The 15777-nt window shown below is 67.8% G+C and carries 16 protein-coding genes; 3 read left to right on the forward strand and 13 right to left on the reverse strand.

The features are described from left to right. Positions 1-48: 48 nt before the first annotated feature. From Q5923_RS00740 to trxB, 3 genes are all read left to right on the forward strand, one after another. Positions 49-1362 (forward strand): NCS2 family permease, encoded by a 1314-nt coding sequence (locus Q5923_RS00740; RefSeq protein WP_303131459.1) that lies wholly within the window; start codon positions 49-51, stop codon positions 1360-1362. Between the two features lie 94 nt (positions 1363-1456). Continuing rightward, on the forward strand, positions 1457-2713 hold the full coding sequence (locus tag Q5923_RS00745; RefSeq protein WP_303131460.1) for a uracil-xanthine permease family protein: 1257 nt from the start codon (positions 1457-1459) through the stop codon (positions 2711-2713). Between the two features lie 194 nt (positions 2714-2907). After that, positions 2908-3858 carry a thioredoxin-disulfide reductase gene (gene trxB, locus Q5923_RS00750; protein WP_303131461.1) on the forward strand — a complete coding sequence of 317 codons (951 nt, stop codon included), beginning with the start codon at positions 2908-2910 and terminating at the stop codon, positions 3856-3858. Positions 3859-4208: 350 nt separating this feature from the next. On the opposite strand, the gene Q5923_RS00755 is transcribed toward trxB, so the two are convergent. The 13 genes from Q5923_RS00755 to Q5923_RS00815 all read right to left on the reverse strand — a co-directional run bounded on the left by Q5923_RS00755 (position 4209) and on the right by Q5923_RS00815 (position 15693). Continuing rightward, a complete protein-coding gene (locus Q5923_RS00755; protein WP_303131462.1) occupies positions 4209-5819 on the reverse strand; it encodes a ClC family H(+)/Cl(-) exchange transporter in 1611 nt (536 codons plus the stop codon). Positions 5820-5987: 168 nt separating this feature from the next. Next, positions 5988-7199, reverse strand: a complete 1212-nt coding sequence (locus Q5923_RS00760) for a C40 family peptidase (protein WP_303131464.1) — start codon at positions 7197-7199, stop codon at positions 5988-5990. Between the two features lie 120 nt (positions 7200-7319). Then, positions 7320-7853, reverse strand: a complete 534-nt coding sequence (locus Q5923_RS00765; RefSeq protein WP_009279245.1) for an adenine phosphoribosyltransferase — start codon at positions 7851-7853, stop codon at positions 7320-7322. A 40-nt stretch (positions 7854-7893) separates the two neighbouring features. Beyond that, a complete protein-coding gene (locus Q5923_RS00770) occupies positions 7894-8643 on the reverse strand; it encodes a MerR family transcriptional regulator (RefSeq protein WP_072499613.1) in 750 nt (249 codons plus the stop codon). A gap of 3 nt (positions 8644-8646) precedes the next feature. Beyond that, on the reverse strand, positions 8647-9078 hold the full coding sequence (locus Q5923_RS00775; RefSeq protein WP_231782265.1) for an FHA domain-containing protein: 432 nt from the start codon (positions 9076-9078) through the stop codon (positions 8647-8649). 55 nt (positions 9079-9133) lie between these two features. Beyond that, the gene (locus Q5923_RS00780) at positions 9134-9514 is read right to left on the reverse strand and encodes a Rid family detoxifying hydrolase (RefSeq protein WP_303131469.1); all 381 of its coding nucleotides are present in this window, start codon (positions 9512-9514) and stop codon (positions 9134-9136) included. After that, on the reverse strand, positions 9511-10743 hold the full coding sequence (locus Q5923_RS00785) for a MalY/PatB family protein (RefSeq protein ID WP_303131471.1): 1233 nt from the start codon (positions 10741-10743) through the stop codon (positions 9511-9513). The genes Q5923_RS00780 and Q5923_RS00785 overlap by 4 nt, the downstream gene beginning before the upstream one ends. A gap of 55 nt (positions 10744-10798) precedes the next feature. Beyond that, the gene (locus Q5923_RS00790) at positions 10799-11635 is read right to left on the reverse strand and encodes a hypothetical protein (RefSeq protein ID WP_303131473.1); all 837 of its coding nucleotides are present in this window, start codon (positions 11633-11635) and stop codon (positions 10799-10801) included. A gap of 15 nt (positions 11636-11650) precedes the next feature. After that, positions 11651-12841: a D-alanyl-D-alanine carboxypeptidase family protein gene (locus Q5923_RS00795; RefSeq protein WP_303131475.1), complete on the reverse strand. Its 1191-nt coding sequence runs from the start codon at positions 12839-12841 to the stop codon at positions 11651-11653. Continuing rightward, positions 12838-13578 carry a CDP-alcohol phosphatidyltransferase family protein gene (locus Q5923_RS00800; protein ID WP_303131477.1) on the reverse strand — a complete coding sequence of 247 codons (741 nt, stop codon included), beginning with the start codon at positions 13576-13578 and terminating at the stop codon, positions 12838-12840. The genes Q5923_RS00795 and Q5923_RS00800 overlap by 4 nt, the downstream gene beginning before the upstream one ends. A gap of 77 nt (positions 13579-13655) precedes the next feature. Continuing rightward, entirely contained in the window at positions 13656-14732 is a 1077-nt protein-coding gene (locus tag Q5923_RS00805; RefSeq protein WP_303131479.1) for a tartrate dehydrogenase, read from the reverse strand. A 50-nt stretch (positions 14733-14782) separates the two neighbouring features. Beyond that, positions 14783-15496: a 4'-phosphopantetheinyl transferase superfamily protein gene (locus tag Q5923_RS00810; protein WP_303131480.1), complete on the reverse strand. Its 714-nt coding sequence runs from the start codon at positions 15494-15496 to the stop codon at positions 14783-14785. 2 nt (positions 15497-15498) lie between these two features. Next, positions 15499-15693: a hypothetical protein gene (locus Q5923_RS00815; RefSeq protein WP_072499606.1), complete on the reverse strand. Its 195-nt coding sequence runs from the start codon at positions 15691-15693 to the stop codon at positions 15499-15501. Positions 15694-15777 lie beyond the last annotated feature (84 nt).

A 15777-nucleotide genomic window follows, 5' to 3' on the forward strand; every position in this document is an offset into this window, starting at 1 on the left:
CCACGGTCCAGGCGACGCAGAGAAATGGGTGCGGAGGGAGGGGTAGTCATGGAGTCGTTCTTCAAGCTGCGCGAGAGAGGGTCCAACCTGGGCCAGGAGGCCCGTGCGGGCCTCACGACCTTCCTTGCGATGGCATACATCATCGCCGTCAACCCATCGCTGCTCTCCGCCGCCGGAGTCCCCGCATCGGCTGCCGTCACGGCCACCTGCCTGGGCGCCGGCATCATGACCATCTGCATGGGCGTCTTCGCTAACCGCCCGCTTGCCTGCGCCTCCGGCATGGGCATCAACGCTGTCGTCGCCTTCACGCTGACCGAGGTCGCGGGCGGAGACTGGCACGCCGCCATGGCGGTCATCTTCATCGAGGGCGTCGCCATCCTCGCCCTGGTGCTCTGCGGCCTGCGCGAGGCGATCATGGACGCCATCCCCATATCGCTGCGTCATGCGATCTCGGTGGGCCTCGGCATCTTCATCGCCATGATCGGCATGGCCAACGCCGGCATCATCGTCGCCAACGAGTCCACCCTCGTGAGCTTCGGGGACATCTCGAACCCCCTGTTCATCGTGGGCCTCGTCTCGATCGTCGCCACCGTCGTCTTCCAATGCCTCCAGATCAAGGGAGCGCTGCTCCTGGGCATCATCGTCGCGGTCCTGGCGGGCATCCCCCTCGGGGTCACCGCCGCTCCGGCGGGCATAGTGTCGGGCCTCGACTTCAGCACCTTCGGCGCCCCCTTCCAGGTCGACGAGACCGGGGTCATGGGCATCGCGAAGGTCATCACCACGCCCGTCCTGCTCGTGTTCGCCTTCTCGCTCATGATGTCCGACTTCTTCGATACCATGGGCACCGCCATGGCCGTGGCGAAGCAGGGCGAGTTCCTTAACGATGACGGAACCGTCGAGGACATCAGGCCCATCCTGATCGTCGACTCCGTGGCCGCAGCCGCGGGCGGCTTCCTCGGCGCCTCATCCATCACCACCTTCGTCGAGTCCGCCTCGGGTGCCGCCGACGGCGGCCGCTCGGGGCTCACCTCCGTCGTGACCGGCCTCCTCTTCGTGGTCGCGGCGTTCTTCGCCCCCATCATCAGCGTCGTCAGCTCCGCAGCCACCTGCGGTGCCCTCGTCATGGTCGGCTACCTCATGATGAGCGAGGCGGCAGAGATCGAGTGGGGCAACATCCTCGAGGGCTTCCCCGCGTTCATGATCATCGCCGGCATCCCGCTGACGTACTCGATCTCGAGCGGCATCGGCCTGGGTTTCATCGCCTACGTGCTCGTCGCCGCAGCCACGGGCAACATCAAGAAGGTGAAGCCGCTCATGTGGGTCGCAGCGGCCGCGTTCCTTGTATACTTCCTGACTGCCTAGAGTCCCTGGCACCTCGGGGCCCGGCTCACCGGGCCCCTTTTTTCATGGGCATCCATTGCACGGATGCCGTACGCAAGACGGAGAGGAGCGCTGCTTGAACAAGAAAGAGAGAGAGGTCATCGGGGTCGACGACCGCGTGTCGGTTGGTCGCGCCATTCCCTTGGGAGTCCAGCACATGATGAGCATGTTCGGCTCGACCGTACTGGTTCCCGTCCTGACCGGGCTCAGCCCCAACGTGGCCATCATGTGCTCGGGCATCGGCACCATCTGCTACCTGCTCGTGACGCGCAACAAGATCCCGAGCTACCTGGGCAGCTCCTTTGCCTTCATCAGCCCGATCCTCGCGGCGACCGCCGCCACCGGCAACCTCAACACCGCGCTCTCCGGCGTCGTGGTGGCGGGCCTCGTGTTCCTGGCAGTGGCCGGGATAATCAAGCTCGTGGGCACGGGATGGCTCGACCGCCTGCTCCCGCCCGTGCTCGTCGCCGCCGTCATGGTGGTCATCGGCGTGGGCCTCTCCGCCACGGCGGTCAAGATGGCGCTCAACTCCTCGACCGACGCCTTCGTGGCCGAGGGTGCCGCAGTCGCCGCCATAACCCTCGTCGCCGCCGTCGTGTTCTCGAGCATGGGTGGCATCCTGGGCACCCTTCCCATCCTGCTCGCCATCATCGTGGGATACGTGGTCGCCGCGTTCCTGGGCCTCGTCGACCTCCAGAGCGTCGCCGACGCCGCCTGGGTCGGCCTGCCCCCCGTGCAGACGCCCTACTTCGACCCCGGTGCGATCGCGCTCATTGCGCCTGTGGCCATCGTCGTCGTCATCGAGCACATCGGTCACCTCCTTGCCGTGGGGGAGATCGTGGGAAAGGACTACCGCGAGATGCTCCCGCGCTCCCTTGCCGGTGACGGCATCTCCACCGTCATCTCGGGCTTCCTGGGCGGCCCTCCCACCACCACCTACGCGGAGAACATCGGCGTCATGAGCGTCACGCACGTCTACTCCACGCAGGTCTTCTGGTACGCGGCGGGCTTCGCCCTCATCGTGGGAGGGTTCTGTCCCAAGCTCGCCGCCTTCATCAACTCCATCCCCGTGCCCGTCATGGGCGGCGTGAGCCTCCTGCTCTTTGGCCTCATCGCCTCCAACGGCCTGCGCATGCTGGTCACCAACAAGGTCGACTTCGACGAGAACCGCAACCTCATGATCGCCTCCGTGGTCATCATCCTGGGCGTCGGCATGGAGACCTCCGGCATCGCCATCCCACTGGGCTCCTACACGCTGCCCGGCATGGCAACCGCCACCCTGGTGGGCATACTGCTCAACCTCATCCTCCCACGCGCCGAGAAGGTGGAGTAGGGGAGAGAAGCCCCAGCTCAGGCCCCATGGTCTTCCCGGGACGCCTCGGCAAAGTGCCGGGACGCCCCTCGTGTTCGGGTGTCTTGTCGCAAGCTGGCGACGAATTGTTGTCATGAAGTTCCCATATGTTGTATCGTGCGCGATTGAATAGGGTAGTATTGACACGTCGAACAAGACCATGAGGGGAGAAACCCATGTCCCAGAAGCAGCAGAAGGACCTCGTAATCGTCGGAGCGGGCCCTGCGGGCCTCTCCGCCGCCATCTACTCGGCGCGAGCCCTGCTCGACGCCGTGACCCTGGAACAGGAGGCCGTGGGTGGCCAGATCATCCTCACCAGCGAGGTCGACAACTACCCCGGCGTCCCACACACCGACGGCTTCACCCTGACGGACACCATGCAGAGGCAGGCCGAGGAACTCGGTGCCAGCGTGGTCATGGGCAAGGTGGAGTCAATCTCCAAGGACGAGCGGACGGGCAGGTTCGCCGTCGTCACGCCTGACGTGAGCTACGAGTCACGTGCCGTCATCATCGCTGGCGGCGCGACCCCGCGCCCAGGCGGCTTCGAGGGCGAGGACGAGTTCCGTGGGCACGGCGTCTCGTACTGCGCCACCTGTGACGGCATGTTCTACCGCGGCAAGCAGGTCTTCGTCATAGGCGGGGGCAACTCGGCCGCCGAGGAGGCCCTGTTCCTCGCCAAGTTCGCCGACCACGTGACCATGGTGGTGCGCAAGGACCACCTGCGCGCCCAGGCGGCCGTGCAGCGGCAGGTCGAGCAGAACGAGAGGGTCTCCGTGCGCTTCAACACCTCCATCGTGAAGGTCGACGGGGACAAGCTCCTCAAGAGCGTCAGCTTCAGGGACAACCTCACCGGTGACGTCCACGTGGAGGAGTTCGACGAGGGCAGCTTTGGCGTCTTCGTGTTCGTGGGTCGCATCCCGGCCTCCGAACTCGTGAGACAGTCGGTCGACGTGGACGAGCGCGGCTACATCGTCACCAACGAGCGCATGGAGACGAGCCTGCCCGGACTCTTCGCCGCGGGCGACGTGCGCCAGACGCCGCTGCGCCAGATCATCACGGCAGCCTCGGACGGCGCCGTCGCCGCCACGAGCGTCGCTTCCTACCTGGGACAGCCCATAGACTGCTGAGGCCGGCAAGCAGGCCCTCGCGGTCTCGTGCCATCGCATCCACAGGAATGCCCCCGTCCAGAGGAGCCTCTTGGCGGGGGCATTCCTTCTCTTCTCCCCTATAACCGTGATAATATATCTTATGTAAAGTAGAAGAGACTCTCGCCTTTCTCTGGGGACTCTCTTGGCGACGGCCCCTGCCTCACCTCTGACGTGCCGACGGCGACAAGTCCGGCTGTCCGCTGGCCCGACTATGCCATCGTGGACAGTTTTCCGCCCATCCCGCGTCGATTCTGTCCACGATCGCAAGATTGGGGCTCGCCGTTGGGCTCGCATGGGCAGAGTGACTCCGGGCCAAGCCCTGCAGGCAGCTAGCCGATGCGCGGAATCTTGCCCGTGGCGAGCGAGCTGCGGCAGTAGTCCAGGATCAGCTCCTGTGTCTCGGCCTCGGTGTCGGTGTTCATGATCACGAGGATCTCGTCCAGGGCCTCGAGGACGGTCTCTCCGCTGGGAACGATGTCCACTCCCGCGCGGGACACCGTGACGATGCGCGAGTCGTCGGGCCAGCCCACCTCGCTGAGGGTGCGACCCTCGAGCTTGCTGCCCGCACCCACGGTATAGGTGTGGAGGACCTTCTCGCCTGGCTCGCCGTTGGCGGAGGGGTCGACGGGCGTCAGATCGAGAAGCCTGGAGAGCAGCCTCTCGTAGAACGGGTCCGTCTTGGTGAGGTTGGCGACGACGTACGAGACGATGGAGACGATGGAGACCGAGAGCAGCGCGTCCATGCTGCCCGTGAGCTCGAAGGCGAGCACCACGGCCGTCACGGGGGCCCTCACGACCGACGCGAAGAGCCCTGCGATGCCCAAGGCCATGAAGTTGGCCATGAAGAGCGACTGGACGCCCGTGACGCGGGTCAGGCAGGCTGCGAAGACGGCTCCGCAGAGCATCCCCATGACGCAGAGCGGGAACAGCGTGCCCCCGGGCGTCCCCGCCCCGAAGCAGACCGTCGTGTAGAGGTACTTTCCCAGGAGCAGCAGGGCCAAGGTCCCCAGGGGCACGGCCGCGGGGGCCGAGAGAAGCTCCACGATGGCGTCGCCGCCACAGAGCAGCTCGGGCATGGCGTAGGCGACGGGAATGGCCAGCGCGAAGGGAATCGCGAGCCTGAGCTGCAGGGGCAACTCCCCCATCTTAGCGAACAGGCGTTCGGTACATGCGAACATGCCGCGATTGTGGACGGCACCCGCGAGCCCGCAGAGCACGCCCAGGGCAACGACATAGAGGTAGTAGTCGTGCGGGATGTCCTTGATGAAGGCGAGCTTGAGCACGGGCTGCACGCCCAGGACCTGTGACACGAGGAAGTCCGACGCCACGGCGCTCGCCATGACGGACACGATGAGCGACGGCGCGAACTCCTTGTGGATCTCCTCTATGGCAAAGAGCACGCCCGTGAGCGGCGCGTTGAAGGCGGCGGACATGCCCGCGGCGGCCCCGCAGGTGACAAGGAGGCGCTCCTCTCCCCTGTTCCTCCTGAGCAGGCGCGAGACGGCCTTGCCGCCCATGCTCCCCAGCTGCACGCTGGGACCCTCCCTGCCCATCGAGAGGCCGGCGAGGGCGCAGAGCACGCCCTCGCTGAACTTCGCGAGGAGGACGCGGTGCCAGGGCATGTCCATGCGGCCCATGACCTCGGCGTCCGTCTGCGGGATGCCCGAACCCGAGGTGTAGGGCTCCCAGCGAACGAGCGCGGCGACGACGAGGCAGCAGGCGAGCACGAGGGCGGCGAATCCCAGCAGCCCGAGGCCGGAGGAGAAGAAGGTGGGCAGGAGCCCCCTCAGGATGTGCTCCGCCCTCGTGAGCGCCATGCGGTAGAGGGTCACCACTCCCCCGCCCGCTATTCCCACCAGCGCGCCCTCCCAGACCATGTCTATCTGGAAGCGACGCGAGAAGCGCCTCCTGACCTCCCCCTGCATCGTGTCTGCGAACACCTGCGCGTGACCTCCCCTGCTGGCCGCCGCGACGGCCCCGTGCCAATCGTCGAGATAAGACCAACTGCCCAAAGACCGGACGACCCAACATCATACGCATGCCACGGGCGGGGACGAACCGTCTGGTCCGCCCCCGCCCGTCGTCGAGTCCCAAAGGGCTGCCGGCTGCTAGTAGCTGCCGCCGCCGATGAAGCTGTACACGCTGGCGATGCACACCGTGCGGCCGGGATACGGCGCATGGATCATCTGGCCGCCGCCGATGTAGATGCCCACGTGACCGTCACTCGGGAAGACGAGGTCGCCCACCTGGAGCTCGTCCATGCTGGTCTTCCAGTCTCCCGTGGACTTGAGCGAGTCGATCATGTCGTAGGTGGTGCGGCCGCGGGCGTAGCCGTAGCTGTAGCAGACCAAGCCGGAGCAGTCCACGCCGCTGGCGGATGCGCCACCCCACTCATAGGGCACGCCGATCATGGAGTAGGCCGTGGAGAGGCCGCCGCCCGAGGCGCCGCCGCTCTTCGAGGTGCTTGGCTCCTCCTGGGTCGCCTGCCGGGTCTGGGGCTGCTGCTGGGGTGTCTCGTCCTGGGACGGGCTCTGAGCCTGACCCTGGGAGGGGGCGTCATCCTGCTGCTCGGCCTGGGCGGGCGTCTCCGCCGCCTGGGTCGCCTCAGACGATGTGCCGCCGTCGTGCGCCTCGCTGATGACCTGACTCACGGCAGAGGCCTGCCCCCCGCTCTCCTGGGCCTGCTGCTGCTCGGCCGCGGCCTGGGCCGCGAGCTGCTCCTGGACCTCGGCGCTCAGGCTGTTGTAGTACGAGCGCGTCTGCTCGAGCTTGGAGTTGTACTCGGCAACCTGGGAGTTGAGGCTGTCGACTGCGGCCTGCTGCCCCTGCTGGCGGCTCTCGAGCTCCTCCTCCTCGCCCTTGAGCTGGCCCTGGAGGTCGTTGACGCGGGCGATGCTCTGGGCCTGCGCCGAGCTCACCTTGCCGGCATAGTAGATGTTCTGGACGAAGTCGCTGATGCTGTTGGAGCCCAGCGCTATCTGGAGCAGCGAGACGGAGCCGTTCTTGTACGAGCTTCGCACCGTGGTGCCCAGCTCGCCCTTGGCAGTCTGGAGCTGCTGCTGGGTCTCTTCGATCTGGCTCTGCTTCTGGCCGATCTGGTAGCGGGTCTGCTCGAGCTCAGCGGTCTGGCTCTGCAGGCTCTGCTCCAGCGAGGACGCCTCCGAGCTGAGGGACGATATGGTCGCGGACGCCTGGGCCAGGTCGGCCTGCGGATCGGCGAGGGCCATGGTGGGGAGCAGCCCGGCAGTGGCCAGGACTGCGGCCAGGCCAGCCGTGGCGGCCCTGCGTCCGAAGGAACGAGCCAATGGGCTCTTGGGCATGAGCGTTTCCTTTCGTAGGCTAGTCCCGTCAATTCTATGATTCCGGCAAGGGGCCGACCGCCATTCCACAGAACGGCCACCGGCCTGAAACCCCTGCAAAAGCGGACGGGAGGTCCGTACCTACTTCACCTGGACGAGGGTGAACACCTCCTGGTCGAAGGACTCGGCGATGGTCTTGCGGGGGTCCAGGAAGGCAAGCTCGAGGATGAAGGAGAAGCCCACGACCTCGGCCCCCGCCTTCTTGACCAGTCGCGCGGTGGCGACGGCGGTGCCGCCCGTGGCAACCAGGTCGTCCACGATGAGGACCTTGTCGCCGTCGCGGACGCTGTCCTTGTGTATCTGCAGCTCGTCGGTGCCGTACTCGAGGGAGTAGGTCTCGGAGTAGACGGCACGGGGGAGCTTGCCAGGCTTGCGGGCTGGGACGAACCCGGCGCCGAGCTTGTAGGCGACGGGGGCGCCGATGAGGAAGCCGCGGGCCTCGGCGCCCACGACCTTGGTGATGCCGGCGCCCTCGTAGTGCTCTGCGATCTGGTCAACGGCCGACGCCAGCCCCTCGGGGTCCGCCAGGAGCGGGGTGATGTCCTTGAAGATCACGCCCGGCTCGGGGTAGTCGGGGATGTCGACGATGTAGCTTTCGAGCTTGCGGTCGGACACGTCTGTTCCTCTCGTCTTGGTCGTCCTGGTGGGCGACGCGCTAGTCCTGTCTGTCCTCCATCTGGCTGAAGGTCTGCGAGACCTGCCTGCGGATGAGCGCCTCCCGCACGTTGCCGGTGAGGCTCAGCATCTGGCGGAACGCCTGCTCGAACTGCTGGCGGCTCTCGCTGGTGAGTTCCATCTGGACCCCTCCGCCCTTGCGGGCGAACACGATGAGCGCCTGCTCGAACATGGCGCTCTCGCGATTGGCGGCCGTGACGTACTGCCTCAGGTTCTTGGGGCCGATGCCGAAGTGGCGCAGCTCGTCGCAGGCCCTGATGAGCGGGAAGTCCTTCCCGTCCACCAGGTCGCGGCCGTGCGGCGACCTCTTGAGCGCGATGAGGCCCGCGTCCGAGAGCTGGCGCACGAAGCTCACCGACATGCCCAGCACCTCGGGCATGCGGTCGATGGGGTGGAGCTTCTTCGCAAGCTCCTCGTCCTCGTTGGGAAGACGCAGCGAGCTGGGGAGCCCCAATGCCTCGTCCTGCTCCCCCACCGGCCCGGAGCCGTTGCCCTCGAGCCGCTCCTTGATCACGGAGAGGGGCAGGAAGCGGGTCTTCTGGAGGTAGAGGATGGTCTCGAGGCGATGCACGTCATGCTGCGAGTACAGGCGGTAGCCCGAGGGCGTGCGCGACGGGTCGAGCAGCCCCTCGTCCTCGAGGTAGCGCACCTTCGAGATGGAGAGGTCGGGGTACTGCGCCTGCAGCTTGCGAACGACCTTGCCGATCGTCAGGTATCCGGCGTCGGGCATGGCCTAGTTCCCGGTCTCGATCCTGGCCGGCTTCTGGTTGGTGTGGAACACCATGCGGAAGGTGCCGATCTGAATCGTGGAGCCGTCCTTGAGCATGGCGCGGTTGACGATGGCGCCATCCACCCAGCTGCCGTTGAGCGAGCCCAGGTCCTCGATGGTGGCGAATCCGGAGGCGAGTCCGCTGAGGTCGATGCGCGCATGGCGGCGCGACACCGTCATGTCGTTGAGGAAGACGGAGCTGTTGGGGTCACGGCCGATGCTAATCTCGTCCTCGCTCAGCTCGAAGACGGAACCAGTCTGGGGCCCCTTCACGATTGAGAGCGTGGGACTCGACGGCCTCGCCTGGTCCATGAGGTCGGGCGAGGTGGAGTCGGAGGAAGGCATGCGGAAGATCTCGGTCGCGCCCATCTCGGGGCTGTTGTTTGTGGACGTCAAGGCGGCTCCCCTCGATGTGGAGTGTACGTAGACCATCATAGCGCTTGCGCCTGGGCTACCTGCAGGCGACGCAGTCCATCTCGACGAGCGCGCCCAGGGGCAGGCGGGCGACCTCGACGACGGAGCGGGCGGGGGCGGGCGTCACGAAGTAGCGCCCGTACACCTCGTCGACCGCGGGGAGGTCGTCCAGGTCCGTCAGGTAGAGCGTGGTCTGGGCGACGTCGGAGAGGGTGCAGTCGCACTCGGAGAGGAGCGACGCCACCAGGGCGATGATCCTCTCGGCCTCGGCGGCGGCACCGCCTTCCACGATGCGCGTGGGGTCGTCGGGGTCGACAGCGACCTGTCCTGCGGCGAAGACGAGGCGCCCCGCCGTGGTCCCCTGGGAGTAGGGGCCGGCCGCGTCGGGCACGCCCGGTGCGTGGACGGAGTACTTCATCGCTCGTCTCCCCCCGAGAAGGCGCCCAGCCTGCGCTCGCGGGCGGCGTGCACGAGCCGCTCGAGGGCGGCCTCCAGCACGTCGGTGGGGCAGGCGAGGTTGAGGCGCTCGAAGCAGTCGCCCTCGGGGCCGAACATCGAGCCGTCGTCGGGGAAGAGCAGCGCCTCCTCGCACATGAAGGCCTCGAGCTCCTCCTTCGAGAGCCCCCAGGAGCCGAAGTCGAGCCATGCGAGGTAGGTCCCCTCCAGCGGGTAGAGCTCGACCTCGGGCAGGTAGGCGGCAAGGAAGCCCCTGAGCATCCGGTAGTTGGACCACACGAGCTCGATGAGCTGTTCGAGCCACGCGTCGCAGCGGGTGTAGGCCGCCTGCGTGGCCACGTAGGCGAAGGCGTTGAGCTCCCGGAGCGCCACCTTGGCGAAGCCCGCCTCGAAGCGCTCGCGCAGGGCCTCGTCGGGGACGTAGATCGCGGAGGCCTGGCAGCCGGCGAGGTTGAAGGTCTTCGAGGGGGCGGTGCAGACCAGGATGTGGTCGTACTCCCCCGCCTCCGCCACGCGCATGATGGTCGTGTGGGCGTGCCCGGGCATCACGAGGTCGTCGTGGATCTCGTCGCTCACCACGATGACGTCGTTCTGCACGCAGATGTCAAGGAGGCGCCTGAGCTCGTCTGCCCTCCAGACGCGGCCCACCGGGTTGTGCGGGCTGCAGAGCACGAGCATGCGGTTCCTGGGGTCCGCCGCCTTCTGGGCGAGGTCCTCGAAGTCCATCTCGTAGGCGTGGCCGCCGTCCTCGAGCTCGACGCGGCGCAGGGGGTTGGTCACGAGGGTGCGCCCTGCCCGCTCGACCGCCATGCGGAAGGGGTAGTACACGGGCGGCTGGATGATGACGCCGTCGCCCTCCTCCGTGAGCGAGCTCACGGCGTTGTAGATCGCCGGGACCACGCCCGGGGAGGTGACGAGCCAGGCCTTGGCGGGCGTCCAGCCGTGGCGGCGCGTCTGCCAGCCGATGCAGGCGTCATAGAAGGCGTCCGTGGGGTCGGTGTAGCCCAGGATGGCGTCGTCCAGGTACGACCTCAGCGCCTCGATCACCTCGGGCGGGTTGGGCAGCTCCATGTCCGCGACGGAGAGGGGCACGATCTCGTGCCCCACGCGGGGGTTGCGCCTGTACATGGCGTCCCACTTCGCCGATCCTGTGTTCTCCCTGCTCATGTGGGTCTTGAAGTCGTAGCCCATGGCAGCTCTCCCTCCCGTGCCCCCAGGCGCTCTCCCGGGGTCCCAAAACGATTGTCTACGAACGAAGCCCGCGCGCACCAACGAAGTCGCCCGACGCGCGCAGGAGGCCCTGCCCCTCGAGCTCGCCCTCCGTGGGGGCGACGCGGTCCGTCTGCGAAAGCCACCTCGACCAGGGAAGCAGCTCCCCCAGGCGGGAGACGACGCGGGCATGCCCCACCGGCGTCACGGAGCCGAACGAGAGGAGGCTCCTCCAGAGCCTGCACACGAGCGCGGGGGGCACCATGAGGAGGAAGCAGTCCTCCCCGTCGAGTGGCAGGCGGGCGGCGAGGCAGCCGATCCTGCCGTCCAACAGGAGCTCCCCCATCCGGCCGGCCGCGGGAAGCGCGCCCTCGCCGGACAGGTAGTCACGGAGGACGGCCTCCGCCGACTCCCCCCAGAGCGCGAGCGGGACAAGGCGCTCCGTGACGTCCTCCGTCCCCAGCCCCTCGTAGGGCCTGAAGCCGCCCTGCTCCACGTTGGCCAGGAACGAGAGCCAGGCGCTCAGGGTCTGGGAGCGCGGGCTCAGGTCCCAGATCGCGTACTCGTCGTCACCGGTGCGCCCCAGGAGGGGTATCGAGGCCAGGGAGCCGTCGCCCAGGAGCGCCGGCTGGAAGGAGCACTCCCCCACCGCAAGGCGCTCGCCCGCGAACGCCGCCTGGGCCCAGGGGACGGCAGGGGCGCCGGAGGCCAGAAGGACCAACGTCCCCGAGAGGTCGCAGAGCCCGCAGCCCCCGCGGAAGGGGTCGTCCGCGCCCTCGACGGCGTACGAGGAGGGTCCCACGAGCACGCCGCCCCCCTCGGGGAAGTCGGCGCCCAGCACCAGGTGCTCGTCATGCAGCTCGCTTCGCATCATGCGGTCACATCCAGACTACGCGCCCATGAGTTGGGTCACGTCGAAGAAGAGGGGCAGTTCGAAGGGTGCGAAGGCGGGGACGCGCAGGGGGCGTGCGCTGGCACGAAGGCAGCTCAGGGCGACGCTGCGGCCGCCCTGCGTCCAGGACGAGTAGCCGAAGGCCCCGCCCAGGTCGCTGAGCTCGCCCTCCCCCCTCAGCGTCGTGGAGTACGAGACGTCCTGGCCGCGGTAGCAGCGGCCGCCCACGCTCCACTCGGGAGTCACCACGACCCTGCCCCAGAAGCCCAAGGACCAGCCGGCCACCCTGATGGGCCAGCTGCTGCGCGCCAGGTGGACCTGGCCCAGGTACTCGTCGTAGGCCCAGTCCATGAGGGCGGCCGTGTCCGTGAAGCGGCCCTCGTGCGTCTGGCAGCCCAGGACGCAGCTGAAGAGCTGCAGGCCGTGGCGGCGCGACGAGCCCAGGAAGGTGGTCCCCGCCTCCACGGCGCCGGTCTTGATGCCGCAGAGGCCCCCGTAGCTCTCCATGAGGTCGTCAGTGGAGGCGAAGCTGCGCTCCTGGCCCGCCACCACGCAGCTGTAGCTGCGCGTCATGACGGCCCGCGCTATGAAGGGGTAGTGCTCGAGCGCGTAGCGGCCCATCACCACGAGGTCGTGGGCGCAGGAGTAGTGCCCGTCCTGCTCGAGCCCGTGCGGGTTGGCGAAGTGCGTGTCCCCCATGCCCAGCTCGGCGGCCTTCTGGTTCATGAGCCCCACGAAGGCGTCCGTGCTGCCCGCGACGTTGATGGCCACGTCATCCGCCGAGTCGTTGCCGGAATAGACGAGCATGGTCATCATCAGGTCGCGCAGGGTGGGGGCATCTCCCTGCTTCCACCCCGTGAGCTGGGCACCCTCCTCGTAGCTGCCCTCGACGACCGTACAGGCGCCGTCGAGCGACCTGCCCGAGTCGAGGGCCACCATGGCCGTCATAACCTTGGTGATGGACGCCATTGCCATGTGCTCTTGGGCGTCCTGGGCGAAGAGGACGTTGCCGTTCTGGTCCATGACCTCGTAGCTCCTGGCCTCGCTGAGCCTGGGGGGCTCGACCGCGAACGCGGGGGCAGGCAGGGCCAGGAAGCACAGGACCGCGAGAACGAGGGCGAGGGACGCGCCAAGGACGATGCGGGATGTCCCCCGTCCGAACGTGCCCCAGATGCCGGCGGGCCTCATCGGCCCTCGCCGTCCTCCGCCCTGGACGCAAGGGCATCTCGCCTGATGGCGATGCCGGTCCTGGTGTACTCGAGGACGGCGAGCAGGGAGCAGAGGAGCCCCGCGTACACGAAGAAGATGCCCAGGCAGGCAGGGTCGTGGTTGAGGCCGGGAAGCCAGGGGAGGCTCGTCATGCCGAGGCCGCGGACAACGGGGAGCCCCAGCAGGAGGTCGCAGAAGCCGAACATGAGGAGCGCCGTCGCCGCCTTGCCCACGAAGACCACGTCCACCGGACGGCGGCGGTAGTGCTGCAGTCGCAGCCCGCCCAGGAAGAGGTAGACGTCGCGGCCGATAACGAAGCAGGCCACCCACACGGGGAGCTCGCCGGTGATGATGAGCCCCAGGACGCCCGTGAAGAGCAGCACGCGGTCCATGATGGGGTCCATGACCTTGCCCACCCAGCTGACGGTCTGGGTGCGGCGCGCCACCTGCCCGTCCAGGAAGTCCGTCACCGCGGCGACCGCATAGAACGCCAGGGCGACGTAGCGGTTCATGTCCGAGACGAACATCCACAGGAAGACGATGGTGAGCACGAAGCGGCAGGCAGTGATCACGTTTGCCACGGTGAGGATCGCGTTGGACGGGTTCTGGGGGCTGCCCACGGGAGCGGTGGCGGTGCCATGGGCCTGTGCCATGGCGGCGTCGTGGTCCGCCTGGCTCTTCACGCGGGTCTCGATCTTGTCCTTGGTCTTTCCCAACCGAGTGCCTCCGATGCTCCGGGCCCTCGCCCGGAATCGCATTGAACGACCCTCATACTACCCCATGCCCCCAGGGGCTAGACGTCCAGCAGCTCCCGCACCACACGCTCCCCAAGCTCGCTCGTGGAGGCGCTCCCGCCCAGGTCGGGCGTGAGGTCGTCGCCCGCCTGCAGCACGCGCTCGATTGCATCCACGACGCGAGCCGCCCACTCCCCCTGCCCCAGGTGCTCGAGCATCTGCGCCGCGGACCAGATCGTGGCGAGGGGGTTCGCGATGCCCTTGCCCGCGATGTCGGGCGCGGAGCCGTGGATGGGCTCGAACATCGAGGGGAACTCGCACTCGGGGTTGAGGTTGGCACCGGCGGCAAGCCCCATGCCGCCGCTGATGGCAGCCCCGAGGTCGGTCAGGATGTCGCCGAAGAGGTTGGACGCGACCACGACCTGGAAGCGGCCGGGGTCCCTCACCATGAGCATGGCCGCGGCGTCCACCAGGTAGCTGTGGGTCTCCACCTCCGGGTACTCCCTCGAGATCTCGTCGAAGACCTGGTCCCAGAACACCATGGAGTAGTTGAGGGCGTTGCCCTTGCTTATGCTCGTGAGGCTCTTGTGCTCGCGGCGCGCGAGCTCGAAGGCGTAGCGCATGATGCGCTCGGTGCCATGGCGGGAGAAGACCCCGTCCTGGATCACGACCTCGCGCGGCGTGTCCGGATACAGCCAGGACCCCGACCCCGCGTACTCGCCCTCGCTGTTCTCGCGTATGAAGGTCATGTCGATCTGCCCGGGCTCGACGCCCTTGAGGGGACAGGGCGCCCCCCTGAGCAGGCGCACGGGGCGCACGTTGACGTACTCGTCGAAGTCGTGACGGATCCTGAGCAGGAGGTCCCGCAGCGACACGTGGTCGGGCACGCCGGGGAAGCCCACGGCGCCCAGGAGGATGGCGTCGAAGCCCCTGAGCTGGTCGATGCCGTCCTCCGGCATCATCCGCCCCTCCCTGAGGTAGTACTCGCAGCCCCAGGGGAAGCTCGTGAAGTCGAAGCAGAAGCCGCCGTCTGCCGCGGCGATGGCCCGCAGCAACCCCTCCGCCTCCGCGACGACCTCGGGACCGATGCCGTCCCCGGGAATGAGGGCGATGCGGTGGACCTGCTTCTCTGCCATGTCTCCTCCTGCGGCCAAAAGACGAAGGGCGCTCTTACTGGCGCAGCATCCTAGGGCAGGCAGGTTTCCCCCCGGTTAACCGATTCAAGTACCGCCTCCAAGAGCTCGCGCGGCTCGTGGACCCTGAGCTCGAGGGGGAGCCCCTCCCTCGTGGCCGCGCAGACGACGTGCCCCAGCCCGGTCGTCCAGCAGAAGCCCCAGCGCCCGAACCAGTCTTGGTGCTCCCTGAGGTCGGCGGCAAAGCCCGTCCCCTCGGCCTTGAGCGTCGCCTCGACCCTCGTCCATAGGCGAGCGAACGCCTCGGGCGTGACCCTTGCAGGGTCGTCAGCGAGCCCTGGGGCGAGCCTCTGCCCCGCTCGCCCCAGAGTCATGACCATGAGGCGGTCCACCTCGTCTGGCAGCTCCGCCACGTCCAGCCCCACGACCGTGGGAGAGGAGCATGCCGCCGCGAGCCTATGGGTGTGCGATATGCCCAGGTGCCACGCGCCCGAGGAGGGCTCCGGCTTGCCCTGGGGCCCGACGTCGAGGTCCGCGTCGCGACGAAGCCCCAGGCAGCCCGCCAGGATGAGCCCCGTGCCCAGTGCCTCCGCCCTCACGCCGGGATGTTTGGCGCGACGCGCCACGTCCAGGTAGCGCGGCATGGCACGCCCCTCGAGCGCGACCGCGAGCTCGGCGGGCTCCCCCAGGGCGCAGAGGCCCTCGAGGTCCAGCAGGTGGCAGGTCACCCGGGCGTCGGATGCGAGCGCCTCTCTCCCCTGGCACATGGCTACTGCACCTTCTCCACAAGGTGGCGGTACTGGATCTGGGCCAGGTCTCGGAGGGCGCGCGCGAGCTCGAGGAGGAGGTAGCGCGGCTCCATCCGCCCCGGGAGGTCGTTCCAGGGGAGCTCGGGCGCGACCATCGCGAGCAGGGCGGAGGCGACGAGGATGGCGAAGCCTGCAGCGAGCGTTGGAGTGGACAAGACGAGGGCCCTTCTTGCGTCTTTCTGACCAACAGATTGTATCAACTGGGTGTAATAGAGGACAAACTCCTCCGGGTGGGCGCA

Origin of the sequence: uncultured Olsenella sp., from assembly GCF_959602185.1 — a bacterium.
Lineage (GTDB): Bacteria > Actinomycetota > Coriobacteriia > Coriobacteriales > Atopobiaceae > Olsenella_I > Olsenella_I phocaeensis.

Excerpts from the sequence above, each read along its gene's own strand:
- trxB (WP_303131461.1), top strand. The coding sequence starts at position 2,908 with ATGTCCCAGAAGCAGCAGAAGGACCTCGTAATCGTCGGAGCGGGCCCT.
- Q5923_RS00770 (WP_072499613.1), bottom strand. The coding sequence starts at position 8,643 with ATGCCCGACGCCGGATACCTGACGATCGGCAAGGTCGTTCGCAAGCTG.
- Q5923_RS00780 (WP_303131469.1), bottom strand. The coding sequence starts at position 9,514 with ATGAAGTACTCCGTCCACGCACCGGGCGTGCCCGACGCGGCCGGCCCC.
- Q5923_RS00810 (WP_303131480.1), bottom strand. The coding sequence starts at position 15,496 with ATGTGCCAGGGGAGAGAGGCGCTCGCATCCGACGCCCGGGTGACCTGC.
- Q5923_RS00760 (WP_303131464.1), bottom strand. The coding sequence starts at position 7,199 with ATGCCCAAGAGCCCATTGGCTCGTTCCTTCGGACGCAGGGCCGCCACG.
- Q5923_RS00795 (WP_303131475.1), bottom strand. The coding sequence starts at position 12,841 with ATGAGGCCCGCCGGCATCTGGGGCACGTTCGGACGGGGGACATCCCGC.
- Q5923_RS00790 (WP_303131473.1), bottom strand. The coding sequence starts at position 11,635 with ATGATGCGAAGCGAGCTGCATGACGAGCACCTGGTGCTGGGCGCCGAC.
- Q5923_RS00785 (WP_303131471.1), bottom strand. The coding sequence starts at position 10,743 with ATGGGCTACGACTTCAAGACCCACATGAGCAGGGAGAACACAGGATCG.
- Q5923_RS00805 (WP_303131479.1), bottom strand. The coding sequence starts at position 14,732 with ATGGCAGAGAAGCAGGTCCACCGCATCGCCCTCATTCCCGGGGACGGC.
- Q5923_RS00740 (WP_303131459.1), top strand. The coding sequence starts at position 49 with ATGGAGTCGTTCTTCAAGCTGCGCGAGAGAGGGTCCAACCTGGGCCAG.